Source organism: Novosphingobium oxfordense, from assembly GCF_044029435.1.
Taxonomy (GTDB): Bacteria; Pseudomonadota; Alphaproteobacteria; order Sphingomonadales; family Sphingomonadaceae; genus Novosphingobium.
In genome coordinates, this window is sequence record NZ_CP147005.1 from 2716857 (window position 1) to 2738485 (window position 21629).

30 protein-coding genes are annotated in these 21629 nt (G+C 60.7%); 16 read left to right on the top strand and 14 right to left on the bottom strand.

Annotated elements, in window-relative coordinates; translation table 11 throughout:
* Nucleotides 1-3 precede the first annotated feature (3 nt).
* From WBP07_RS12725 to WBP07_RS12780, 12 genes are all read left to right on the top strand, one after another.
* Nucleotides 4-1302 carry a DNA circularization protein gene (locus WBP07_RS12725; RefSeq protein WP_395391498.1) on the top strand — a complete coding sequence of 433 codons (1299 nt, stop codon included), beginning with the start codon at nt 4-6 and terminating at the stop codon, nt 1300-1302.
* Nucleotides 1299-2450, top strand: coding sequence for a phage baseplate assembly protein (locus WBP07_RS12730; protein WP_395391500.1), 1152 nt, complete (start codon nt 1299-1301; stop codon nt 2448-2450). The genes WBP07_RS12725 and WBP07_RS12730 overlap by 4 nt, the downstream gene beginning before the upstream one ends.
* Nucleotides 2447-3052, top strand: a complete 606-nt coding sequence (locus WBP07_RS12735; protein WP_395391502.1) for a phage baseplate assembly protein V — start codon at nt 2447-2449, stop codon at nt 3050-3052. The genes WBP07_RS12730 and WBP07_RS12735 overlap by 4 nt, the downstream gene beginning before the upstream one ends.
* Nucleotides 3049-3558, top strand: coding sequence for a phage GP46 family protein (locus WBP07_RS12740; protein WP_395391504.1), 510 nt, complete (start codon nt 3049-3051; stop codon nt 3556-3558). The genes WBP07_RS12735 and WBP07_RS12740 overlap by 4 nt, the downstream gene beginning before the upstream one ends.
* A complete protein-coding gene (locus tag WBP07_RS12745; protein WP_395391506.1) occupies nt 3558-4694 on the top strand; it encodes a baseplate J/gp47 family protein in 1137 nt (378 codons plus the stop codon). The genes WBP07_RS12740 and WBP07_RS12745 overlap by 1 nt, the downstream gene beginning before the upstream one ends.
* The gene (locus tag WBP07_RS12750) at nt 4694-5230 is read left to right on the top strand and encodes a YmfQ family protein (protein ID WP_395391508.1); all 537 of its coding nucleotides are present in this window, start codon (nt 4694-4696) and stop codon (nt 5228-5230) included. Before WBP07_RS12745 ends, WBP07_RS12750 begins: the two co-directional genes overlap by 1 nt.
* 11 nt (nt 5231-5241) lie before the next feature.
* Nucleotides 5242-5790, top strand: a complete 549-nt coding sequence (locus tag WBP07_RS12755; protein WP_395391509.1) for a hypothetical protein — start codon at nt 5242-5244, stop codon at nt 5788-5790.
* 3 nt (nt 5791-5793) lie between these two features.
* Nucleotides 5794-6231, top strand: coding sequence for a hypothetical protein (locus tag WBP07_RS12760; RefSeq protein WP_395391511.1), 438 nt, complete (start codon nt 5794-5796; stop codon nt 6229-6231).
* Nucleotides 6232-6388: 157 nt separating this feature from the next.
* Nucleotides 6389-7885 (top strand): hypothetical protein, encoded by a 1497-nt coding sequence (locus tag WBP07_RS12765; RefSeq protein WP_395391512.1) that lies wholly within the window; start codon nt 6389-6391, stop codon nt 7883-7885.
* A 33-nt stretch (nt 7886-7918) separates the two neighbouring features.
* A complete protein-coding gene (locus tag WBP07_RS12770) occupies nt 7919-8113 on the top strand; it encodes a hypothetical protein (RefSeq protein WP_395391514.1) in 195 nt (64 codons plus the stop codon).
* Nucleotides 8106-8726, top strand: a complete 621-nt coding sequence (locus WBP07_RS12775) for a glycoside hydrolase family protein (RefSeq protein WP_395391515.1) — start codon at nt 8106-8108, stop codon at nt 8724-8726. Before WBP07_RS12770 ends, WBP07_RS12775 begins: the two co-directional genes overlap by 8 nt.
* On the top strand, nt 8717-9259 hold the full coding sequence (locus WBP07_RS12780) for a hypothetical protein (RefSeq protein WP_395391516.1): 543 nt from the start codon (nt 8717-8719) through the stop codon (nt 9257-9259). Before WBP07_RS12775 ends, WBP07_RS12780 begins: the two co-directional genes overlap by 10 nt.
* A 181-nt stretch (nt 9260-9440) precedes the next feature.
* Here WBP07_RS12780 and WBP07_RS12785 read toward each other — a convergent pair whose 3' ends face one another.
* Complete coding sequence (locus tag WBP07_RS12785; protein ID WP_395391518.1) at nt 9441-9836, bottom strand: type II toxin-antitoxin system HicB family antitoxin; 396 nt, start codon at nt 9834-9836, stop codon at nt 9441-9443.
* 67 nt (nt 9837-9903) lie between these two features.
* Nucleotides 9904-10086, bottom strand: a complete 183-nt coding sequence (locus tag WBP07_RS12790) for a type II toxin-antitoxin system HicA family toxin (RefSeq protein WP_395391520.1) — start codon at nt 10084-10086, stop codon at nt 9904-9906.
* A gap of 83 nt (nt 10087-10169) precedes the next feature.
* On the opposite strand from WBP07_RS12790, the gene WBP07_RS12795 reads away from it, so the two are divergent.
* Nucleotides 10170-11378 carry a tyrosine-type recombinase/integrase gene (locus WBP07_RS12795; RefSeq protein WP_395391521.1) on the top strand — a complete coding sequence of 403 codons (1209 nt, stop codon included), beginning with the start codon at nt 10170-10172 and terminating at the stop codon, nt 11376-11378.
* 511 nt (nt 11379-11889) lie between these two features.
* On the opposite strand, the gene WBP07_RS12800 is transcribed toward WBP07_RS12795, so the two are convergent.
* Both WBP07_RS12800 and WBP07_RS12805 read right to left on the bottom strand, forming a co-directional pair.
* Nucleotides 11890-12672: a hypothetical protein gene (locus WBP07_RS12800; RefSeq protein ID WP_395391523.1), complete on the bottom strand. Its 783-nt coding sequence runs from the start codon at nt 12670-12672 to the stop codon at nt 11890-11892.
* Between the two features lie 16 nt (nt 12673-12688).
* A complete protein-coding gene (locus tag WBP07_RS12805) occupies nt 12689-13960 on the bottom strand; it encodes a tyrosine-type recombinase/integrase (protein ID WP_395391525.1) in 1272 nt (423 codons plus the stop codon).
* A 794-nt stretch (nt 13961-14754) separates the two neighbouring features.
* Here WBP07_RS12805 and WBP07_RS12810 point away from each other — a divergent pair.
* Together WBP07_RS12810 and WBP07_RS12815 are read left to right on the top strand one after the other, a co-directional pair.
* Entirely contained in the window at nt 14755-14970 is a 216-nt protein-coding gene (locus WBP07_RS12810) for a hypothetical protein (RefSeq protein ID WP_395391526.1), read from the top strand.
* A 134-nt stretch (nt 14971-15104) separates the two neighbouring features.
* Entirely contained in the window at nt 15105-15509 is a 405-nt protein-coding gene (locus tag WBP07_RS12815) for a hypothetical protein (protein ID WP_395391527.1), read from the top strand.
* Between the two features lie 44 nt (nt 15510-15553).
* Here WBP07_RS12815 and WBP07_RS12820 read toward each other — a convergent pair whose 3' ends face one another.
* The 7 genes from WBP07_RS12820 to WBP07_RS12850 form a co-directional block, all read right to left on the bottom strand.
* A complete protein-coding gene (locus tag WBP07_RS12820) occupies nt 15554-16177 on the bottom strand; it encodes a hypothetical protein (protein ID WP_395391529.1) in 624 nt (207 codons plus the stop codon).
* 776 nt (nt 16178-16953) lie between these two features.
* A complete protein-coding gene (locus tag WBP07_RS12825) occupies nt 16954-17400 on the bottom strand; it encodes a BA14K family protein (RefSeq protein WP_395391530.1) in 447 nt (148 codons plus the stop codon).
* A 532-nt stretch (nt 17401-17932) separates the two neighbouring features.
* Entirely contained in the window at nt 17933-18082 is a 150-nt protein-coding gene (locus WBP07_RS12830) for a hypothetical protein (RefSeq protein WP_395391532.1), read from the bottom strand.
* Nucleotides 18083-18146: 64 nt separating this feature from the next.
* Nucleotides 18147-18536 (bottom strand): hypothetical protein, encoded by a 390-nt coding sequence (locus WBP07_RS12835; protein WP_395391534.1) that lies wholly within the window; start codon nt 18534-18536, stop codon nt 18147-18149.
* On the bottom strand, nt 18533-18898 hold the full coding sequence (locus WBP07_RS12840; RefSeq protein WP_395391535.1) for a phage holin family protein: 366 nt from the start codon (nt 18896-18898) through the stop codon (nt 18533-18535). Before WBP07_RS12840 ends, WBP07_RS12835 begins: the two co-directional genes overlap by 4 nt.
* Nucleotides 18899-18912: 14 nt before the next feature.
* Nucleotides 18913-19500, bottom strand: a complete 588-nt coding sequence (locus WBP07_RS12845) for a hypothetical protein (RefSeq protein WP_395391537.1) — start codon at nt 19498-19500, stop codon at nt 18913-18915.
* Nucleotides 19500-19793: a hypothetical protein gene (locus tag WBP07_RS12850; RefSeq protein ID WP_395391539.1), complete on the bottom strand. Its 294-nt coding sequence runs from the start codon at nt 19791-19793 to the stop codon at nt 19500-19502. Before WBP07_RS12850 ends, WBP07_RS12845 begins: the two co-directional genes overlap by 1 nt.
* Here WBP07_RS12850 and WBP07_RS12855 point away from each other — a divergent pair.
* Nucleotides 19792-20136 (top strand): hypothetical protein, encoded by a 345-nt coding sequence (locus tag WBP07_RS12855; protein ID WP_395391541.1) that lies wholly within the window; start codon nt 19792-19794, stop codon nt 20134-20136. The genes WBP07_RS12850 and WBP07_RS12855 overlap by 2 nt on opposite strands.
* On the opposite strand, the gene WBP07_RS12860 is transcribed toward WBP07_RS12855, so the two are convergent.
* Genes WBP07_RS12860 through WBP07_RS12870 form a run of 3 tightly spaced genes read right to left on the bottom strand, consistent with a single transcriptional unit; the run spans nt 20072 to nt 21623 of the window.
* Entirely contained in the window at nt 20072-20698 is a 627-nt protein-coding gene (locus WBP07_RS12860; protein WP_395391542.1) for a hypothetical protein, read from the bottom strand. The two genes, WBP07_RS12855 and WBP07_RS12860, sit on opposite strands and share 65 nt — an antisense overlap.
* A 50-nt stretch (nt 20699-20748) precedes the next feature.
* The gene (locus tag WBP07_RS12865) at nt 20749-21489 is read right to left on the bottom strand and encodes a hypothetical protein (protein WP_395391544.1); all 741 of its coding nucleotides are present in this window, start codon (nt 21487-21489) and stop codon (nt 20749-20751) included.
* The gene (locus WBP07_RS12870; RefSeq protein ID WP_395391546.1) at nt 21489-21623 is read right to left on the bottom strand and encodes a hypothetical protein; all 135 of its coding nucleotides are present in this window, start codon (nt 21621-21623) and stop codon (nt 21489-21491) included. Before WBP07_RS12870 ends, WBP07_RS12865 begins: the two co-directional genes overlap by 1 nt.
* Between the last annotated feature and the right edge of the window lie 6 nt (nt 21624-21629).

Consider the following 21629-nt stretch of genomic DNA (forward strand, 5'->3'; position numbering starts at 1 on the left):
CTTATGCTTTTACCAGCGTCCTTCCGCGGCGTTCCGTTTGCGGTAACCGAGTCTGATACTCTCGGCGGCCGTCGGATCGCCCTCCACCAGTATCCGGGCCGCGATAAACCGTGGGCCGAGGACATGGGCCGCGCTCCGCGCCGTTTCCGGCTGCGCGGCTTTATCCTTGATGGCGATGTCCAGTTGGGCGGCCTGCCAGTAGAACTCCAGCGCGCGACCTTGATAAGCGCGATCGAGAAGAAGGGCGCCGGCACCCTCACACATCCAACGCTCGGCATCATGAGCGTCGTCGTGGAGCGAGCGTCGATCAGCGAGGGTCTGGGCGCCAATAGTTACTCCGACATCGAGCTCGAATTCGTTGAGTCTGGCGAGCAAACGTTTCCGACCAGCAGCGCACTTTCGACGCTCAATTCGGTTGCCGCCAAAGCGCTGAAGATTGCCGCCAAGGTGGAGGGGATCGCCGCGATCGCCAGCGCCGTGACAAGAGGCGGTCTGGTCGCCGATCTTGTGAAGGCAGCAGACAGTTGGGCCAACGCCGTCGGCGAGGCCGTTTACGATGCCACAGCCGTGTTCCGGATCTCCTCCAACCTCTCCGGCAACTTTGGCCGATACAGCGCAGACGCAAATTCCGGTCTCTCGGGATCGAACGCCTCCCCCTACGCGGCGGGAACCACCGTCGCTGACATCGTCCCTATTGCTTCCGCCAACCGTACAGCCGTTATCGAAAACGCGGCCGCCTTGGTTGTGACTGTTGAACAGGCCGACCTAGCTGACGCTGGCGACGTGGTAGATGCAGTGGAGGTAATGATCGCGTCGTTGGTTACTTCCTGCGCCAGCCCGGCCGACGCGATTCGCCTGCTTCTCGATCTGATGGCATTCCAAGTTGAGGGTATCACCTCGGACTTGGTGACATCCTTGAGCGACATTGTTGTGCGCTCGCTCGCGGCCGCTCTAACGAGTGTCGCAGCGACCTATCAGCCGCAAAGCGCCGATGATGCTGCTGCCCGCATTTCCATGATCGCGCCTGCTCTTGAAAATCTGATGATCAAGGCCGCAGACGCACGTGCGGACGAAAGCGCGGCAGCATTGCGGCAGTGCCGAGGGGCAATTGTTACCGACCTGCGAAATCGGGGAGGCACCCTCGCCAGGATGCGTACGTTTCAGCTGTCGGCCTCGCTTCCCGCCCTCACTCTGGCGCAGAACCTGTACGCCGACGCGACCAGGTCCGATCAGTTGGTTACCCAGGCAAACCCGCGGCATCCACTATTCATGCCGGTCACCTTTCAGGCCCTCACCTCATGACAACCGCATCGAACGAAATCATCCTCGATGACATCGTCATTTCGGGTCAGTCGACCGCACGGGATCCCGACCAACTCACGCTGCTGGTGGGGGCGCCCGGCGCCGACAAGGATCGCGTGGAATTGACCGGGTGGGAACAGATCGAGGTCACGCTGCGCGCAGAGGCATTTCCCAATTCGTTCGAAGTTCGGGCGAGCATCCCGCCCACTGCCAAGGTCCCCTGCGATGCGGGTTACGAATGCATCGTACTCCTGGGCAATGACATGGTGATTTCAGGTTATGTGGACAGGGTCATGGATGCCGGCGACGCCGATACGCATACCATCACGATCCAGGGCCGCGGACGAACGCAGGATCTGGTCGATTGCGGCGCAGAGTGGCCGTCACACCAGTTGATCGGCGGCAACGCTCAGACGATCGCGACCACCTTGGCCTTGCCGTATGCGATCAGCGTGGAAATGGCGAATGGCGCTTCGCCAGGACCGGACGTGCCTCAATGGCCGCTGAATTATGGAGAGACCCCTGCGGAGATCATCCAGCGTCTAGCTCGAAATGCCGGCCTGCTCGCGTACGAGAGCCATGAGGGCAAAATCATGTTGTCAGCAGTTGGCTCAGACGAAGCATCTAGCGGCGTCGTGTTCGGGAGCAACGTTGAAGCCTGGAGCGTCGAGCGTTCGATGGACCAGCGCTATTCCGACTACGTCTGCTGCATGGCTTCCATGGATGCGATGATGGAGCTCGACGGGAGCGACATGTTCTACAAGGAAAGCGATCCCAACGTCGATCGCCATCGTCTCATGTACCTTGTGGTCGAGAACGTCGCCACCGACCCGGTGGTATTCGTACAGCAACGGGCAAAATGGGAAGCCCAACGCCGAGCAGGCCGCGCGAAACTTGTACGAGCGACGATCGACAGTTGGCGTGACAGCGATGGGACGTTGTGGACCCCGAACACCCTGGTTCCGGTAGATGTGCCAGCGGCCACCGGCGGCGCGAAACTGGTGATCTCCGAGGTCACCTTTCGCCGCGATGAGGAACGCGGCACGACGGCCGAGCTTGTATGCATGCCGAAGGAGGCGTTCACGCCCGAGCCGATCTCCCTGGTGCCGGTCAACCTCGCAGACACAACTGCGGTGGTTACCCAGTGATCCCTCAGTTTCTGGCCAACCTGATTGGCATCGGTCGCGCCACTACCGTCGACGACAGCGGCGAATTACAGGAGATGCAGGTGACCGAGGGCGCCGCGGGCTCTGGCTTCGCCGATCGCGTGATCGACAAGGTCCGCCGAGTTACCGAATTCGGCTTCAGCTCCGTGCCGCCGATCGACGCGGAAGTGGTGATGCTTCGCCGCGGCGGCGACCGTTCCTGCTCTCTCGTGGTGGGCACCAGTCATCGCCCGTCCAGGCCGCGCGACCTGAAGCCCGGCGACACCGTGATCTACGATGTCCGTGGCGCGATGGTGAAGCTGACTTCAGATGGGATCGAGATCGACGGCGCCGGACTTGAGATCAGGGTGTCGAACGCAAGCAAGGCGACGATCGATGTCCCTGACGTCTTCCTGACTGGAAACCTGCATGTCGCCGGCAATGTCGACACGCAGGGCGCTATTAGCGCCGACGGCCAGATCACCGCCCTAAAGGCAGGCGCCCAGATCGAACTCGGCGCGCTGCGCGATGCCTACAACGCGCATGGCCACACGGGCGTCAGCGCCGGTACCGCAACAAGCGGCAAAACGGATCACGAAGCATGACGGATATCGTCACCAGCTGGGACGCTCCTTCGGGGAGTGGCGATTGGCTGTTCACACCAGAATTCCCGATGCTGTGGACCGACGAAAACGGCGATCCGATCATCGACGAAGGGGGCGGTCTGATCGATGCCATCATTGCACCAACCCTTCCCTCATCCCACGATCTGGCCACCGCGGTACTCATCAGCCTCTTCAGCGACGCTCTCGCAGGCGAAGACGATCAATTGCCGGATCAATCCGGTGATCGCCGGGGTTGGTGGGCTGGCAGTATCGGATCAAAGCTCTGGCTGCGACAGCGGTCCAAGCAAACGCCCACCGTCCTGCAACTGGTCAAAGACGATATCAAATCGGCCCTGGCCTGGATGATCGAGGACGGCGTTGCCGCGTCGATCGACGTCGAAACCGAATTTACGCGTTCGGGAATGCTCGGATCTCGTGTGGTGATCCACCGACGCGACGGCACCAACGTAGCCCTCCGTTTCGCCAATCTCTGGGACTTGATCTGATGGTATTTTCCCGTCCCACCCTGACGGAACTGCGCAAGCAAGTCGCCGCTGACATTGCGGCCGGCCTGCCCGGCGTAAACGCGCTGCTCCGCTACAACAACCTGACGATCATCGGCGATGTCGAAGCTGCACTCGTTGACGGCTGCTTCGGATATCTCGACTGGATCACCAAGCAGTCTGTGCCTTTCACGGCCGAGGACGAATACCTTGAAGGCTGGGCCGCGCTAAAGGGCGTGACGAGAAAGCCTGCGATTGCTGCGACGGGCAAGGTGACCTTCAATGGGACCGCCGGCACCATTCCTGCGAGTACCGTCCTTACCCGCTCGGACGGTCTCAGTTTCACCGTCGATGTAGACACCGACCTTATCAATGGCATCGCGGTCGCTGGGATTACCGCGGCTTCAGCTGGAGCGTCACCCAACACTGTTTTGGGAACGACGCTTTCACTGGCATCGGCCATTTCCGGCATAAATTCGCTGTGCACCGTCACCGAGGCGATCACTGGGGGCCTCGACGTGGAGCGTGACGATGATCTGCGCACGCGCATGATCGCTGAATACGCCCGCCCCGCGTCAGGCGGTTCCTCGACAGATTACGAGAATTGGGCCTTGAGCATTCCAGGCGTCACCCGTGCCTGGTGCGTTCCAAAATTATATGGCGCCGGAACCGTGGGCGTACTGTTCATGATGGATGACGTTCGATCCGAACACGGCGGCTTCCCGCAGGGAACCAACGGCGTCGCCACGGCCGAAACGCGGGGAGTAGTCGCAACCGGTGACCAACTCGCACTTGCGAATGCCCTGTACGAACTCCAACCGGTCACCGCGCTGGTTTACCTCGTTGCTTGCACGGAAAACAGGATCGACCTGACGATCGACGGATTGTCGACCGCAACCGACACAACGAAAACAGCGATCGCTGCGGCTTTCGCTTCGGCTCTTCTCTCGACCGCAGTCCCGAGCGGCAGCTCACCGCTCAGTGCGATCGAGGCCAAAATCGCTTCGGTATCGGGGGCGGCGGGTTTCGTGATCACAGAGGTTACAGCGTCAGCTGGGACTGTCAGCCCAGGCCCGACGGGCAACATCTCTTCCAACCCCGGCACGCTGCCCGTCGCAGGGAGCATCACGTACATCTGATGGCCCGCACTGCTGAAGACTATGCCGGCGCGATCCGCGCGCTGCTGCCTCGCGGCCGGATCTGGCAGGCCGAGGCCGGTAGCGGCCAACAGCGTCTCATCCTGGCCCTGGCCCAGGAATGGGCACGGCTCGATGCTGCGGCTACAACCGTACTCGACCAGTCGCTCCCAGGCAGGAATCTCGACCTTATTACCGAGTGGGAGGAATCGCTTGGCCTGCCGGATCCGTGCGCCGGCGAAAATGCCACCCTGGACCAGCGCACGGCACAGATCCTGACTCGCTTTGTCGGTGCTAGCGGTCAAAGCCAGGCGTTCTTCATCGCGTATGCCGCCGCGCTGGGCTTCGATATCTCGATATCCGTGATTTCGCCCTTCAGGGTGGAAATCAGCACCGTCGAATCACCGCTCTATGACGAAGACTGGCTCTTTGTCTGGGTCGTCACAGTGGTTTCGAACACCGGCGGATTGAGCACAGACGTGCTCGGCTGCGAGTTCAATGCGCTGAAGCCAGCCCACACCTACGTCCTCATTCAATAAAGAGGTCCCTCGTGTTTCGTATCGATAACGCCAGTGCCGTTTCGGCGCTGCCGGCGGCGCTTGCCGCTGGGACGCCCGGCTATTTCGGCCGTGGCGACCCCTCGACCGGCAAAATCCCAACCATCCTGACAGCCGATTGGGCCAACATGGTTCAGGAAGAATTGGTTGCGGTGATCGCGGCCGCCGGCATCGCGTTGGACAAAACCAACCGGGCGCAATTGCTCGCCGCTCTAGGGGTGCTGTTTCAGCCTGCAGATTCGTCCATTCTCAAAGTCACGGCCGCGAGCCTGACCCAGAACGGATATCTTGCGTTTTCCAACGGCTTCAAAGCGTGCTGGGGGCGGTTCTCCGCGCTTGGCAACAGCAACACCACCATCACCTTCCCTCTGGCGTTCAGTTCGGCTTGCTTTTCTGCTGTCGTAAGTGGCGCGGGCACAGGCAATGATGCGCAGGATAACTGGCCTGCCACCGACACGTCCTCGATCACGAAGACGACCTTCCAAGTGTTCTCCGCTGCGGATGACGCACTTTCGACCTGCTTCATCGCAGTGGGGAACTGAGCAATGGCTATGTTTTACTCCAGTTCCACGGGCGGATTTTATAACCCCATCATCCACGATGATCTGCCCGAGGACTGCATCGAGATTACGGATGAAGAATACCAAGGCCTGCTCGAGGGGCAGGCCGGGGGAGGCACGATTTCCGCTTGCGCGGAAACTGGCGCTCCCGAAGTCCTCACGCCCACAATTGACCCCGCAACTGTTCGGACGAAACTGATTGCTTCGGTCAAGCGCGAAGCTTCACGACGAATTCTCAACATCAGCCCGGAATGGCGGCAACTCAACGATCTCCGCGCACCTAGCGACGAGGCGAATGAGCGCTTCGCGGCAATTGATGCAGTCCGCGCCGCAAGTAACGCCATCGAGGCTCAGATCGGCGACACCTCCGACGATATTCTTCCCGCCTTTGACATCGCCAGCGACACGCTCTGGCCCGCCTGATCTTAATTCCTGTTCGACAACAGCCCGCGGCGATAGGTCGCGCCTAGCCTGCGAGACTCCCAACATGACGACTTTGCCGAATTACCCGCCAGCCAGGGCGCTGAGCGGGACCGACTTGCTTCCCATTTGGCAGGATGGAGCTCAGAAATCCGCTACAGTGGACCAGACGCTCGCGCCGGGCCTTGCGTTGATGCAGGAGTATGTGGGCGCCGAACTGCAACTGAGTTGGGCCGCCCTTTCCGTAATCGCGGGAACTGCAAACCAAACCGCAGTCGTCCCAAATGATGCCGGCGATCATATCGACCCCGTATCCCATCTATCTGTGCCGAACACGGGATTCTACCGTTGGATTCAGAGCTCCGGTGCCTGGCAATGGATCAGTGACACCCAAGCGGGAATCGCAGCCCAACAAGCGGATGCGGCGGCCATTTCTGCGGCTACTGCGGAATCTGCTGCTGGCCCGACATACGCCAGCGTTGCGGCTGGCCTTGCGGCCACAGCGAGTGGTCAGGCCTTCGCCGTCGATGATGGCGATGGAACCGTATCGATCTATTTGAACGATGGCGGGACAGCCGTGTTTCAGCGCAAGCTTGCGACGACGGACTATCTGGCCTCACCAGCAGGGGCCTTGGGTGTCGGTACAGCCGACGGCTCAAATGTCGAGCAGGGTCTCGCGAAGCGAAGCACCGACCTTGCGGCAATTGGCTATCCCAAGCTCGTCTTTAGCGCGGCAGTGCCTCGCCAACCGGCAGCAGGCGGTGGATTTGCCTCGCTCAATGACGCCGGTCACGAACCAGGCAACCTCTCGGGTGCCATGACCGTCGTAAACCGCAATCTGGTCATTCCTTTCGGCTATACGGCGAACCGGGTTGGCACGTTCCAGATCACGCCCGATGAGACATTTGCGGCCCTTGGGCTAAACGGGGGCGCTTCTGTTGCGTTCGACAAGGCGACTGTTTCGTTTTTCATGCCGTTATACATTTACGGCAACATGTCATCGATCCCGACCACGGCGGGCACCGCCGGTCTAACGGTGCCAACCTTCTTCGTTGGTGACGTCACGGGTATCAAGTCAGGTTCGGACGTCACGATCACACACCCAAGTTGCGGTGCACTGACCCATACGCCCGCCGTGACACAGATTTTCCAGGCGGCAGATGTCGTTGCTTGGGAAAATCGCTGTATCGGCTTCACGACTACCACCGTAGTCATCGCCACGTTCATCGATTTCGTTTTCACCGTGACGTGGAATGGCACGGCCTGGGTAGTCACAACGCCAATGGCGGTCACGCCAACGGTGGCTTTCTCCGCCGGCGTCCTTACCGTCAATTTCGGCCAGACGCTTCCGTCGAACATGCTCTATGCGCAGTTGAACAGCCCGTATCACGCGACCGTCAAGGGCGTGCGGCGCAACGGCAACATGACGACGACAACGATTCCGATCTCGTTCGTAGATAGTGCCGGCGGCCTCCTGACGACTGAACAAGCTGGCATGACGGCCACAGTGTCGATTCCGGTCAAAGTGAAAGCGGCGACGCCCTTGGGCCGCGTGGCAGTACTGCGGCCAAACACCAGCGTGGACGCCGATAAGATCCGCCACGACGACGGGAACTTCTTCGTGTGGGGCGCCCACAAACTCGCAACCACCGTCTGACTTCCTCCTCCTCCAAAAATCCGGAGCTTCTAAATGTTTGAGCACGCGCAGGGTGCCGGCGAATACGCCGGCGCCGTGGGGAAGGCTGCGCCCCCGATCGCGGTCAGCACCGCAGCCATTGCCGGCCTGAGCCTGCAAGATTGGGTGCTTGTTGCCACCCTCGCCTACACGCTTCTTCAGATCGCGTTCCTGGTCTGGAAGTTTTTCCGGGACCAGGACCGTGGCTGATACCGCGAAGAAACTCGTCGGCCTGGCCGCAGTCGTCGGTACGGCAGCGGCCGCAATGCTGCTTACCACCATCCCCGAAGACGAAAGCGGCCGAAAGGTTCAGGTCGCGATCGCGCCTGATGGAAAGGCCACGGTGACCCACATCGCCGGCCGCCAGTACCTGAAGGCGTATCTGGACATCGCCGGTGTCGCCACGGCGTGCGACGGCCTGACCAAGTACAAGGGGAAGCCGATCCGCATGGGCATGAGCTTCACCGAGGCACAGTGCGCTTCGATGCTCGAGGAGGAACTGGTCGCGCATGCGAAGATCGTCATGGCTTGCACTGCTTGGGATAAGGAGCGTCAACCGCACCAGATCTTCGCCAGCGTGAGCATGGACTACAACACCGGCGGTTGGTGCGGGTCTACCGCAGCAAAGCGCGTCGCTTCAGGCAACGTGGCTGGTGGGTGTGAAGCGCTGCTGATGTGGAACAAGTCCACGGTGAACGGCCGCAAGGTCGCAGTTCCAGGACTGACCAAGCGCCGCAACCGCGAGCGCGAGTACTGCCGCACCAACGTCGTTCCCGGCGCAACGCCTGCAAACCTTCAGGAGCGATTGAAGCCATGGCGCTGAACCCATTCTCCGAGCTGACCGCGAAAATCTACGCCGGGCTTTTCGGTGCTGCGCTCGCGGTGGCCGCTGTGCAGACCGTGCGGATCGATGGCCTTTGGTTCATCACCGGCTTGGAAGACAAGCTGCAGACCGCCCGCACCAACCTTACGGAAGAGCAGCACGGCCGAGCAGATGACCGTGCCGACTGGGCTCGCCAGGTCGCCGCTGCCACCGCCGCCAAGGACGCGGCCGAGAAGGCCTCAAAGGAGATTGCAACCGATGCTGAAGCATCACATCAATCGCTGCTGGCGGATAACGCTGGCCTGCGCGAGTACATCGCTGCTCATCGCCTGTCACAGAACTCCGGCTCCGGTGCCGCAGCTACCGACGGCGCCGCCGGCGATCTCCCTGCCGGACTTTCTGAAGCAGGCACCGCCGGCGCCTTCGTGGCGACTGCCGAAGCAGACCTCCACGCCTGCGACGCAGGCTACGCCTACGCCCTCGGCGCGTATGAGTTCGGCCAGCAATTGATCATGAAAGGCCTGGCCAAGTAGGCCGCGCGGGCGCCGCAAATCGGGGGTACTGGACGGGGTATCGCCAGCCAGTGCGCTCCGTAGAAACGGCGGAACTGCGCCAGTCTGACGCTAGACCAAGGCGGAGGGATCATCCGCCGTTTTCACGCAACGAAACCGCCCCAAACTGCAACAAATTGGGTAGCGGGCGCACCGACGCCTCTCAGCGATGCGCGCCCAGGATTTCGTTTCGAGCAGCTTGCGCGACGAACGCGCTGCGGGTCAGGCGACGCTCGGCGGCCGCCTTATCGATCGCATCCAGGATCCCGCGCTCGATCGACAGGTTCACTCGGGCCACCCGATGCTCGTTGACGATATAGGGCACGACAATGAGCGATGCTCCGGCAGCGAGATTGTCGGCGCACTTCGTTCGTACCTGGTCCAGGCGCATGGGTTCGACCTCTGCCTGATCCTCGAACCACAGTTCGAGCGCCTCGGCGGCGTTGGGGACGACATCCTCGATCTGATCGGCCGCAGAATAACAGCCCGGCAGATCGGGGAAGGTCACGCCGTAGGCGCTGTCCTCGTCCTGCTCGATGAGAGCATAGAAATACTTCACTGATTTCCCTTTCTTTACCTTACCATCGGAGCGTTTTGGCGAAGCGCTGCGATGGGCGCGGGCTGGATCAGATCCAGCCCGCGACTTTTGCTATCGACCGGGCCGTTCCGGTTGGCAGTCCCTTCTTCGGATGCGGAACGATGATCGTCTGACCATTTTTCCGGAACTTGGCATGTGAGCCCTTCTGCGAAACGAAGCTCCATCCCTCCGCCTGTAAGCGTTTGACGATCTCTTTGCTGTCCCGTTCCATGCGCAAATATTTACACACGATTGACCACATCGTCAAATCGCAATGCGCAAATATTTACACAATTTACATCAGGATCTGAAACGATGCTTACCAATGGTGCGGTGAAAGCCGCAGCCGCGCAGGCGCGCGCCTATAAGATGAGCGACGCCAGCGGCCTCTATCTGTATGTGACGCCCACCGGCACGAAATCGTGGCGCCTGAAGTACCGCTGGCAAGGACGCGAAAAGCTGCTGGTGATCGGCCGCTTCCCGGAGATCTCGCTCGCCCAGGCGCGCGCGCATCGCGAAGAAGCGAAAGCCAAGATCCGTCAGGGCGTGGATCCGTCCTCGATCAGCGAAAAGCTCGAGACGTTCGAGCAGGTCGCCCGCGCATGGTATCGACATAACGAGAACAGCTGGTCGCCGGCGCATGCGGCCGACGTCCTGGCCAGCCTTCAGCGCGACATCTTCCCTGCGATCGGCGCACGGCCGATCGCGTCGATCGAGCCGCCGGAACTTCTGGAAGTACTTCGCCTGGTCGAAGATCGCGGCCGGATAGAAACGGCGCGCCGGCAGCGCCAGCGCCTGTCGGCCATCTTCGGCTATGGCATCGCGCGCGGCCTGACCGACAAGGATCCTGCGCTGCATGTCGGTCGCGCCATGAGCACCGCCCGACCGGTGCGGCCGCAGCCGGCGTTGACCTCGGCCGACGAGTGCCGCGAGTTGCTCGGCGCTGCCGATCGCGAGCCCGGTCGCGCCGCCACCCGGCTTGCCTCTCGCTTCCTGGCGCTCACCGCCGTTCGGCTCGAGGCGGTACGCGGCATGCGGTGGGATGAGATCGAGGATCTGGACGGCGCGGAGCCCCTGTGGCGCGTGCCGCCGGCGCGCATGAAGCTGAAGCGATCGAAGAAGGATGATCCGCGTTTCGCCCATGCCGTGCCGCTTTCGCGCCAGGCCGTGGCGGTGCTACGCGAGGCCGCGCGCGAGTTCGGGTATGATGCCCAACGCCCCCAGGCCGACGACTTGGTCTTCCCGGGACGGGATCGGAGCCGGCCGATCGGGGAGAGCGCGATCGGCGCGCTCTATGAGCGCGCAGGCTTTGCGGGTCGCCATGTACCGCATGGCTGGCGTTCGAGTTTCTCCACGATCCTGAATGAAACGCTGGGACCGGATGCCGCCAGCGACATCGATCGGGCTCTTGCGCATAGCCCGAAGGACAAGGTGGAGGCGGCCTACAACCGCGCCGAGCTGCTCGGCCGCCGGCGCGCGCTGTTCGACCGCTGGGGAGAGCTACTCGATCCCATGATTTTCTGAATCCCAGCCAAGCGCTCGAAGGGCGGGATGACCTGAAAGTCAGGAAATGACGGCGCGGCGATCAACGTCGGGTACGTCGACAGCCGCACTCCCAACAAACCTCCTGGTCGTCACGGCTACGGCTGCGCCTCCAAGCGTGGCCTTGGCGGAACAGTAGACATCCTAACCATCGCGTAATCGACATTCGAGACCTCGCCTTTGCGCCGCCCCCGTCAGATTCTCAATTTCCCCGCAGAGCTATGTGGCGGATGCGGCCACTTTCAACAAGTTAACTTTGAGGTAAGTTTCAGATTGGCGGGCCCCAGCGGTCAACATGCGCCTGCCTCAAGTGAACTAGCCGCTTACCCTGTGCCAGTTACTTGGCACGGCCTTTGCTCCTGACCCCCTGGACACCCCGGAGCGGCGCAGCCGCTCCCGCGCGCCGGTGCCACCGACGCTCCGCCTAGTGCGGGAATGGCCTTTTCGGCCTTGGGGTCAGATCAAATTTGCGCGTGAAGTCGCCGAAGCGACTTCACTCCTTTCTATCTTTAGGACTGATCCCGGTATCAGCCTGCTCGGTAGACTCGCAGTGAGCCGAAATAACGGACGGGAAAGCCGCCTCTTGGCACCTTTCCAAAGCGGCGCGAACGGCCTTCAGCTTGGGGCTGGTGGCCGTTTTAGGCTCGTCGAGTCCCAAGGGGGCGAAAGTTTTAGCCGAAGCGCGTTCCAAAGCCTTCTGGTGCATGTCAGCCGATCGGCGACGCTTAAGCTTCAGCTTTTCCTGGAAGCGGTCGTAGAATTTCTGCGGCCACCGTTCCGGCGTAAAGGTGTAGGCGTTCGTCGCCTGCTTCCACTGGAAGCCCCCATCCTCGTCCTCGGCGCGCTCACAGCGCCGGACGTAGCTCAGGAAACCGAAGTCCTTATCCGCTTCGAGCACGTTGGCGAGCTGGATGCAGTCAACGACAGTTTGCTTGCAGCAACCAGCCATAAGGGCCAATCCGACAAGACTCGGTTCGATGTCGCCTGTCTTCCAGTCGGCACTGCGCACCAATGCCGCCATGACCCGGGAGAAGAAGAAAGGCACAATGATGCCCTTCCCCGGCTCCCGGGTTTCGACGATCCATTCGTCCAGAGTCTCTAAGAAGGTCCGGTACCACCGACCTTCATCGTTTACGTCTCCGCGGCCATGAATGCGCGAAACTTTCGCACGGTGGCTCCCGACCTCGTAGCTATTGCGTCGAACTGGTTGGAACGTGCGCTTCTTCGGCGCGAACTGCGCAACGACGGCCGTCTGGCCCAGAGAGACCGCGCTCATGCGCGGCCGCCCTTTGTCAGATCCCGCGACGCCTTAGGTCTATCAACCGGATAGCTGGATCTTGCCCCTCCATGAGCAGATCCGCCCATTCCTGCGCGAGCTCGCGCCGGCGCAACATGTACGCCGCCCGGTTGTACGACGCCTCGACGCCCTCGGGCTGGTGCGCCAACATCAGATCGATGATTGCGCGATCGGCTGGTCGATCGATATCGATCGCGCGCTCGTTCATGATCGTCGAGAAGCTGGACCGCCAACCGTGCGGAACATGCCGGCCCGCGAACAACGGCACCCGCCGATACGCCGTGTTCAACGCGTTGTCCGTCATCGGCCGGTGCGAGTGCCTGGACGAGGGGAATAGAAACTTCCGACTCGCGGCAAACTCGGCCGCTGCCTTCACCGTCTCCACCGCTTGCCTCGACAACGGAATGACGAACTCGAATTCCTCGCGTTCCGACTTCGCCCGCGACAGCTTCATCTTCAGCGCTGGGATGCGCCAGATCGGCGCCTCGCCGTCCAGATCCTCGAACTCGTCCAGTTCGGCCATCTGGATCGTGCCCGGGCGCGCCGCTGTCAGCGCCAACAAGCGTGAGGCCAGCTTGGTCTGCGGATAGCCGGGTTCTTTCTCGAAGGCGCGAATGAAGGCCCTGCAGTCCTTCAGCTTCAGCAGCGCCGGCTGCTTGCCCTTCACCACCGCCTGAAGCGCATCGCCGATCGCGGCCGCCGGATCGTTCTCCGCCAAGTCGTGCGCAATCGCGAACCGGAAGATGGCCGAAATTCGCTGCCGAATGCGATGCGCCGTCTCGATGGCACCATTCGCCTGAACGCCCTGAAGCATCTCGCGAATCTGCGGCGCGCGGATCTCGCCGATCGGCAAGCTGCCGATTGCAGGGAACGCTTCCCGCTCCAAACTGCGCAGCACATCGCCGGCATGAACCGGCTTCCACTGCGGCTTCTGCAGCTCGTGCCAGCGCAACGCCACAGCCTTGAAGGTGGTCTCCTCGTCCACGGCCGAAGTACGTCGCGCCGCCCGGCGCTTGTATTCTTCGCCTGGATCCTTCCCGTCGCGCAGATCGCGGCGCGCATCGTCCTTCAGATCTCGCGCCTGGCGCAACGATATCTCGGGATAAGGGCCGAACACGATCCGGCGTTCTTTGCCGCCGAACCGATACTTCAGCCGCCAGCTTTTGTAGCCCGCCTTCGTCACGTACAGATGCAGGCCCTGAGAATCGGCAAGCTTCAGGTCTTTGCCATCCGCCTTGGCCGATCTGCACTGCTGATCCGTAAGCACCCGATGCCCCCACATTCCGGTTCCGGTGCCCCAAGAATGCCCCCGCTTTGCGCTGGCACTCCTTGGAACTTATTGGAACAACTTCACCCGCCAATTGGCTGAAATCAGCCATTTGTAAAGGGGTTGTGGAAGTCTTCGGAACTGCTTGGAACAGTTGCTGGCGGAGCGGGAGGCAGCTACATCAAGAATTTAATAAACTGATATTGCTGCATATTTTTTACGCCTAATTCTTCAATGCCATGCCTGATACCATGGATTGAAAATTTGCTCTAGTTTGGAGTCCGATAGGGATTCGAACCTACGTGGTCGGAGTCTGCTGAAGTGCTGCCCTCCAGTCTGCGTCAGCGCGCATGAAGTGACTTCGCCATTGGCAAAGGCGGCGACGACAAGCCCGGGCCTTTTGAATGCCTTGAGGACCCTTTCGTCCTCGCTGCCTTCAGTGGTCACATGCGGATTTTCGAATTCACATTTCTGCAAGGCATCCAACGCCTCTCCCTAGCGGTTGCCAGGGCTCGGGCACGCGCTCAAGCGGATCGGAAATCATTTCTCACTTCGCCTATCGCCTTGACGTTCGATCATCATACACATCATGTTCAGCCAAGGTGCTGCATTTTCCCAATTGCCAAATTGGCAGAATCGCGGCAAACGCGGAACTCCAAGGGGGCTTGTTTCGATGAAAAGACGCATATTCGCGTTAACTCGGTGGGAACAAGTGTTGGGTATTGTGCTATTGGAGTCCCGTTGAGTTTCCATTTTTGGGACTTGGCGGGCCTTATTATGTTGGGAAACGAGATATGACAAATCAGCCTGAGCAGGCCTGGGTGGAGGCCGCACGCACCGCAGCGCAGCGCACCTACGAGTCGCTTGGTGATATGACTCATCTCGATCTCGGCCTGCAGGTCGTTGACAAAGAGGATGCGACCGGCACAAACTCGTTGGATCGCGATTTTCTCGATTATCTTGTGAGCGGCAAGCACTTGACGGACTCGTTCCTCGCTAACGCCCAGTAAGAAGTCACGGCGGTAGTATTGGGGGGTTAATGTCGTCTGCGCTTGAAAATCTGCTTAAGAACGATTTCCGAAAGCTAGTCCAAGTTTACGTAGCCAGCTTCGCGCATGCATACGCGAAGCTGGTTAGCGGGCCTGTGGATTTTGACGTCGAACTCAAGATCTACGAGGACGTCATCACAGCCAACAAGGACGACATTTTTCGTGCGGCTGCATTTGGAATCAGCGGGTACTCGAATCTTTATCGAGTGATGCCCCGGGAGTCGTTTGATGAGTTTAAACTCATCTATTACCTAGGCATTGCGATCGAACGTCGGCTGTCGCACGCTGGACACGCAAAAACCGCGCAAATCCACATGTTTGCGATGATCGGTCTTATGGACGAGGCTTTGAGAAACCGAAAGGTTATCAAACCCCTGCTGACTGGCGCCATGACGCAGTTGATCCGTTTCAACCACTTCTACAAAGAATTGGGCAACACTGGCTGCTACCTGACGTATAAGTGCAGCTCGACAGCGCCGAAGCACGCTTGCGCTGCCTAGCATGTCGCACCTCGGCAAGTATGTCGTTGCCGAGGTGGATTAATTCAGTGCACCGTCGCCCCCATTCGCTCCAACCACGCTGACGCAGTATCGTCAGCCAGCCGGTCGATTTCGCGCAGTCCATCTGTTCCTGGCATCTCTGCATCAAGCGATCGTGTGGTGAAAGGGTTCGCGAACTCCCGCAGAGCGCGGCTCCCGTAAACTCTCCCCTTTTGCTCGATCTGGTTCAACTCCACTCGCCCCTCGATTACATCCAGCATCAGGGTCGCGGCGGCGTCGGCGGCGATGTCGAACGGGAGCCGGCAGCCCACGGCTTTGACTACGCGATCCTGCAACGCCTGAAACTCTGCAGCTTGGCGTCGTCGACTGAAATGTGGTCGGTAGTCCTGAGGTCCCAGGCCACGACACTTGCGCCACCGAACGACCGTGCTCGCGTTCACGCCTTGGAACCGAGCGATACTCTTGACGCCCCAACCCATCGCGTGAAGAAGCTGGCGCATTGGAACAAGGTCATTGTCGGGGCGGCCGCTGCTGTGGTTGGCAGGAAGTCCCTGCTTCTGCCGCCATCTCAACACGGCAGTCGGATCGACGCCCTGCATGCGGCTAATTTCGCCATCGCTCAATCCACGGTCGTAAAGCGTCCGACGCTCTAAAAGGCGGTTTTCCATCTGTTTTCTCCTCGACGGCGGCATGCCGTGCCGAAACCAGATGCCTGATCGTGAGGATCGTCTCCTCCCATTTGTGACGATCAGCCGAGCGGGGGAGGCGAATGGGCCGGTTCATCCCAAAGCCGAATGCCATTGGCGACAAGCTGAGTAGCCACGCTCACGCCTGACTTACGACTCGGCTTGGCAAACGGCTCGCCTATGGCCAGGCCAGCGCGCGGGCGCATCCCAGCGAAGCTTCCCTTGGATGGCGAGCAGCGTGACTTTGACGATTAATCTCAGCAATCGTCGGCGCGGACAGCCGACGCTGCGATACTCAGGCCGAGCCGGGCGTGGAAAGAAGGGGCCGCCGGCGACGGCGGCCCCTTCCTGCAACCGGGGTGAGACCCGGACGTGGACCGCCCGTACCGCAGTCCGACACTATAAGTTCCGACTCTCGGTGAAAGTTCCACAATAAGATCCGGCGACAGTTCGACGGCCCTTTTTGCAGATCGTGACAAGAGAGGACAATTTCGCCATCGCGTCTCATATAATGAACTGGCGTCGAATTTGCGGGTGTGCACTGCCGAGGTTCGGCGCCACCTGCCGATCTGCGCCGCCTAGTGGGGAGGCGCCCTTCCCATCGCCCGATCAGCGAGAACACCAGCGGCTACCTCTACAACACCGTCGGTTTGCACGAGCGCCAGGATGTTGACGATGCCATATAAGAAGAGGCGCCGGCTTCCCGAACCCAAGGAGCCGACGCCTCCTTGGCGCCTAAATGGCAGCGGTTTTCGAGATCACAGCTTACAGATCGCCGTATGACCTGGGCGATAGGTATAGCGGTCAGTACGGGGATTGTAGCTGCGATAACGTTCCGAGCAGCGCTCGACATGCCGCTGCCATTGGTCATGTGAATGCCGCCAGTGCGAGGGTGGTGGAGGCGGCGGCGCGCGCCTATCATCGTGTCGCATTGCAGGTGGCGGCGAGCCGTCCGACCCAGGCTGCGCATGAGCGGTCCCGGCCAGCATAATACCGAAAAGAGCGGTGCCTAAAAGCATGGTCTTCATTGATTTCTCCTCGCTTTCGTCGTCGCGAGAAGGGAAATTGATCGAAGTCCTGTAGGTTGCGTCAAAGCGGCCGACGGTATTGAAGATGCGGTCGGCCGATCGGGGCTGCGGCTGAACGTCCGAATCATCGCCGGCCTTGTTGACTTCCTCCAATGGAGGACGTGAAATCACGAACATGCGAATCCATCTTCAGCGAAAGCGCGTCGCCTCTATGGATAGCCACGAACTGGAGGGGCTGGACCTATCCCTGTTTGCGGAGGCATCCGACATCCAGGTTGGCGTAATCCCGAACGAGGACGGGCTCTGGCTTACAGTTATCCAGGAAACGGAGGTGCCGCTAGATGAGGTGCCGATATTGCCGGGCTTCCATCGGTATATACCAAACGTGCCGGGGCAAAATTTGAGTGTGCATTAGTTCTAGATCTGCCCGTAAACAAGGCGGTTATGTATCTCAAACAGAAAGAGGCCGCCCCCGCGAAGGGAACGGCCTCTAATTCGGTGTGGTCGGGGGTGGGGTGCCCACACCGGGACTGCCTTGGGGACAGCCCCGATTAATATCTCGTAAGGGTGAGTTGTTCCCAGGGTTCAACGTGATACCTTTTCCTCTGCTACGGCAGCACGGAAGGGCGTGCCCGCCAAGTGCCGCTTCGGCGGAAGGGTCAGGTTGCGTGGGAACAGCCTGTCAGCCGGTATCGAGCCCGGCCCGTAGCTACCTCTCCGACGCCGCAGTGCCACCCCGCGCTGCGGCGTCATGGTCTCTGATCGCATCGACCTTCGCCGCGCACTTCTCGAACCCGTCCTTGTAGAGGTTCCGGCTGGTCACGATGTCGCCGGTAGTCACCAACTCGACATCCCTCACGATGCAGCGCTCCATCAGCCCGGCTGGAATGCCCTGATAGACGGGAGGCGGCGCCGAGGCGATCTCACTTCTTGTCGAGCAGGCGGCGCAAGTCAGCAGGGATAGGGCGAGAGAGATATTCCTTAACCTCGGCATTCGTGGCCTCCAATTCCTTGAGTTGCGTGGCGGCGGCGGTGTTCTGCTGCTCGATGAGGGCGAGCTTGTCCTGCAGGGCGAGGACGTTCTTCTGATCGAGGGCGCGCAATCGGTCCTGCTCGGCAGAGTGCGCTGCCCATCCCTTGTTCGCGGTTACCAAGTCGCCGATCCGGGCATCCTTCGCCTCGATCTGATCGTTCTGGCGCTGGATGTGCAGATATCCGGCGATCGATGCGCCGATACCGCAGACCGCCAGCACGCCCACCATGGCGAACAGTTCGGATTTCCACGGCGTAAGCAGAGCGGTGAGCCACTTCATGGCCTATCCTCCTCTTGTGCCCGGGCGGCTTCCACGCGCTTGTCGGTGTTGGCGCGCAGCTTGATGCCGAGGCGGTCGTAGACGATGCGTTCGAGCAGGCGGATGGACACGTTCGCGCCCAGCCAGCCGAAGATGCCGACAATGAAGCCGGTCCAGAGCGGGTCGATCTTCATGGCCTGGCACAGCAGCATCACGAGGAAGCCGACCAGGCCGGAAGAGGCGATCTCGGTCAGGGCACGCCAGCCGTTCAGCGGATTGCCCTTGTCGTTCTCGCGCATGACGTAGCCGAGGCCGCCGGCGAAGGCCGACAGAAGTGCGTAAGCTGCCGACGTGATCCAGTCGGACAGAGAGAAGTGTTCCATACGCCCCTTTTCTTCTACCGGGCCCAAGCGCCGGTTTTGGCGTGCAACCAGCTCAGAAACTGGCCCACAGTCTTGTTCTTGAGGATCGATGGGTTGGCGCTGGTCGCGGCATCCCCCGCGATCAGGTCGGCACGGGCGGAGGTGTCTGCGCTAATGACCTTGGCGGCCATGCCTGCGCCGAAGAAGTGGGCGGCGTACAGGCTGGCATTGTTGATCGCGATGCCCTTGGCCTTCAGGATCGCCACGTTTTTCTCGGTGAACGTCTTCGCGCGCGCCGTCTGCTCTGCTTCGGTCGGGGTGAGCCCGCCGAAGGCCTTGGTGGCGTCGGCCCCCCACTTGCCGCCTTCGCCCAGCCAGGTCGATTTCACGAACTGGTAGAGGCCCGAGGCGCTCGAGGTGCTGGCCTTGATATAGGGGCGGTTGCCGCTCTCGATCTTGGCGAGGAGCGGCCAGTAATCGTCGGGGATCTCGGGCACATTCGTCTCCCTGGGAACTCCTGCCCGATCGAGGGCATAGTTGATGGTGTCGACCTGCTCCTGGGTGAAGCCGGCGCCCTTGGCCGTTCGCGCGGCGTCGAAAATCGGCTGGCGGGGCCCGGGCATCAGCTCTGCTCGGTCTGGGCGTCGACAAGCGCCTGGCTCTTCGCAACCTCCCGGTCGAAGTACCCGACGTTGCCCTGCAGGTTCGAGATCAGCCCCAAGGCCTGCTGATAAGGAGAGCCCATTGTGCTGTCGGCCGTCAGCTGAGGCAGCAACGCGGTGAGATCGTCGGCGAGAGTGCTGACGTCGCCGCTCTTGATCCGCGCCAGGATCGCCTTGAGTCCTTCGAGGTTGGCAATGGCAATCTGGCGATCGATCTCGTTGCGCTGAGCCAGCAATTGGGCGGGGGTTGTCATGGCTATTTTCCTTTCGTGCAGGTATGCTTCCGCGCCGAAGCAGCGGAGCGAATTGATGTCGGAAGAGCGGACGAACCCGGTTGATCAGATGAAGGATTGGGCACGCCGGGCGCCGCCGGCCAATGGGCCGGTGCCCGAAGGCGATCTGTCAAAGCATCTGAAGGCAGACCGCATGGTGGTGCTGCTGCTGGACAGCAACGGCCATGCGTATCATGTCGGCGGGCACGTCAATTTGGTAGGCACGCAACTCACGCGGCTTGAACAGCCGCGCAGCGCTATTAACGAGTTGATGGACGCTTACGGCGTGCAGGACGGGCCGAATTGGAGCGAGGTGCAGGACTGACCGGCTCGGGATCGCAGTTGACGATCAGCGTGCCATCTTCGCCATACTCCTCACCATCGTCGTCTTCCGAGACCTCGGCGGTGAACAGGTCGAACAGATCTGCTGCGCTGTCCTTGACATAGAACGACACCGGACCGGCCGGGCTATTCAGCGTGGTATGCAGTGCCGTCGCGTCGGTCCTGATCACCTCCTCGCCGCGCTTCTCACGTAAGGCCACATCCTTCAGCGGAACAAGGTTGCCCCGAGCATCGGTGATGCGTTCGGCTTCGATCGCATAGGAGAATATGGCGCGCGGCATGGAGATGCGTTCACCATCGACGCCTTCAACCACCTCGCGCTCGGACGAGCTGCCGCCCGCTTTGTTCAAAATGAAGCCCATGCGCTCGCGTACGAGCGCGGTCTGCGCCATACCATTGAGGACCACCCAAAGAAACGAAGCCGCCTTCGGATTTGCGTCCTGCTCCTTGCGGGACAGCGATCGAACGATGCCGGACGAGATGGCATCGGCGGGCACGAGAAGGGCTTTGCCGCTGGCCTGAACCAGCTTCACGAGGTTGTGCATTGCATTTCCTTTTTTGGGTAGTGTGTAGGAAGGCGGCTACTTTGCCGCTGTCAGAGGCCAGTGACGTCGATTATCAGGCTGCTCCACTCAGCAGAGCTATATGATGAGCCGAGCGGCGGTTGATTGGTCTGCATGCACTGGTAATTCACGGGCCCGACGACGGAGGTTAGGTTCGTTCCCGATGCGGAACCGGTGGTGGCGATGCACTGACCCTCAGACCATCCCGTCGTATTGGTGATTTGGTAAGCCGGCTGACCATTGAAGGTACAGCTCCCTAGCCCTTGGCTCGTGTAGATGTTGTAGCTGGACGTCTCCTGCTTCTGCGGGACGTGAGCGGCCTTTCGTCCAGATAGGCTGATGCCGGAATAGCCTGAAGCGTTGACCATCCCTAGTGGACGGGCGATCGGATATGCATCGTTGACGATGCAGACACCATTGTCGTCGAATAACCTGAAACAGCCTCCGGTCGCAGGAGGCCTCCGGGCACTGAACAGGTACATGTCGACAACCGCTGCCGACTTTCGCGTGATGCGATAGGTTAGGCTACCGGTGCTCGAGGCGATCAGTTTTGCCCACGTGCCGGCCGAGGAACTGAGGGCCAGCATCGGAGCATCAGTAAGACTCGGTCCGTTAAAAATGATGTCTCGATAGGATCCGCCTTGGTTTCCGTACTGCGACCACCCTGTCGTTGTCGCATCGAACGACGCTTTCGCTTCAAGCCGGAAATAGACCTGCTTGTCCGTGATCTGCAAATGGCCGTCATCGGTGTAACAGATGAAACCCGCCGCCATCAGTAGCCCCCGTAGAAGACGGTGTCGTTCTTGGCATTGCTCTGCGCAGTGCCTGGGTACGACCAGGAAATCAGGCCGGTCGCGCTGTTAAGTGTCACCTTGACGCCGCCGAATCCGGCGCCGTTTACACTCACTCCGGT

Coding starts and splice junctions, on each gene's coding strand:
- WBP07_RS12845 (WP_395391537.1), bottom strand. CDS start 19,500: ATGCCCGGGCCCCGCCAGCCGATTTTCGACGCCGCGCGAACGGCCAAG.
- WBP07_RS12750 (WP_395391508.1), top strand. CDS start 4,694: ATGGCCCGCACTGCTGAAGACTATGCCGGCGCGATCCGCGCGCTGCTG.
- WBP07_RS12790 (WP_395391520.1), bottom strand. CDS start 10,086: ATGGAACGGGACAGCAAAGAGATCGTCAAACGCTTACAGGCGGAGGGA.
- WBP07_RS12780 (WP_395391516.1), top strand. CDS start 8,717: ATGGCGCTGAACCCATTCTCCGAGCTGACCGCGAAAATCTACGCCGGG.
- WBP07_RS12850 (WP_395391539.1), bottom strand. CDS start 19,793: ATGACAACCCCCGCCCAATTGCTGGCTCAGCGCAACGAGATCGATCGC.
- WBP07_RS12825 (WP_395391530.1), bottom strand. CDS start 17,400: ATGTTCGTGATTTCACGTCCTCCATTGGAGGAAGTCAACAAGGCCGGC.
- WBP07_RS12740 (WP_395391504.1), top strand. CDS start 3,049: ATGACGGATATCGTCACCAGCTGGGACGCTCCTTCGGGGAGTGGCGAT.
- WBP07_RS12725 (WP_395391498.1), top strand. CDS start 4: ATGCTTTTACCAGCGTCCTTCCGCGGCGTTCCGTTTGCGGTAACCGAG.
- WBP07_RS12770 (WP_395391514.1), top strand. CDS start 7,919: ATGTTTGAGCACGCGCAGGGTGCCGGCGAATACGCCGGCGCCGTGGGG.
- WBP07_RS12795 (WP_395391521.1), top strand. CDS start 10,170: ATGCTTACCAATGGTGCGGTGAAAGCCGCAGCCGCGCAGGCGCGCGCC.
- WBP07_RS12800 (WP_395391523.1), bottom strand. CDS start 12,672: ATGAGCGCGGTCTCTCTGGGCCAGACGGCCGTCGTTGCGCAGTTCGCG.
- WBP07_RS12820 (WP_395391529.1), bottom strand. CDS start 16,177: ATGGAAAACCGCCTTTTAGAGCGTCGGACGCTTTACGACCGTGGATTG.
- WBP07_RS12865 (WP_395391544.1), bottom strand. CDS start 21,489: ATGGCGGCGGGTTTCATCTGTTACACCGATGACGGCCATTTGCAGATC.
- WBP07_RS12810 (WP_395391526.1), top strand. CDS start 14,755: ATGACAAATCAGCCTGAGCAGGCCTGGGTGGAGGCCGCACGCACCGCA.
- WBP07_RS12840 (WP_395391535.1), bottom strand. CDS start 18,898: ATGGAACACTTCTCTCTGTCCGACTGGATCACGTCGGCAGCTTACGCA.
- WBP07_RS12835 (WP_395391534.1), bottom strand. CDS start 18,536: ATGAAGTGGCTCACCGCTCTGCTTACGCCGTGGAAATCCGAACTGTTC.
- WBP07_RS12860 (WP_395391542.1), bottom strand. CDS start 20,698: ATGCACAACCTCGTGAAGCTGGTTCAGGCCAGCGGCAAAGCCCTTCTC.
- WBP07_RS12760 (WP_395391511.1), top strand. CDS start 5,794: ATGGCTATGTTTTACTCCAGTTCCACGGGCGGATTTTATAACCCCATC.
- WBP07_RS12855 (WP_395391541.1), top strand. CDS start 19,792: ATGGCTATTTTCCTTTCGTGCAGGTATGCTTCCGCGCCGAAGCAGCGG.
- WBP07_RS12730 (WP_395391500.1), top strand. CDS start 1,299: ATGACAACCGCATCGAACGAAATCATCCTCGATGACATCGTCATTTCG.
- WBP07_RS12745 (WP_395391506.1), top strand. CDS start 3,558: ATGGTATTTTCCCGTCCCACCCTGACGGAACTGCGCAAGCAAGTCGCC.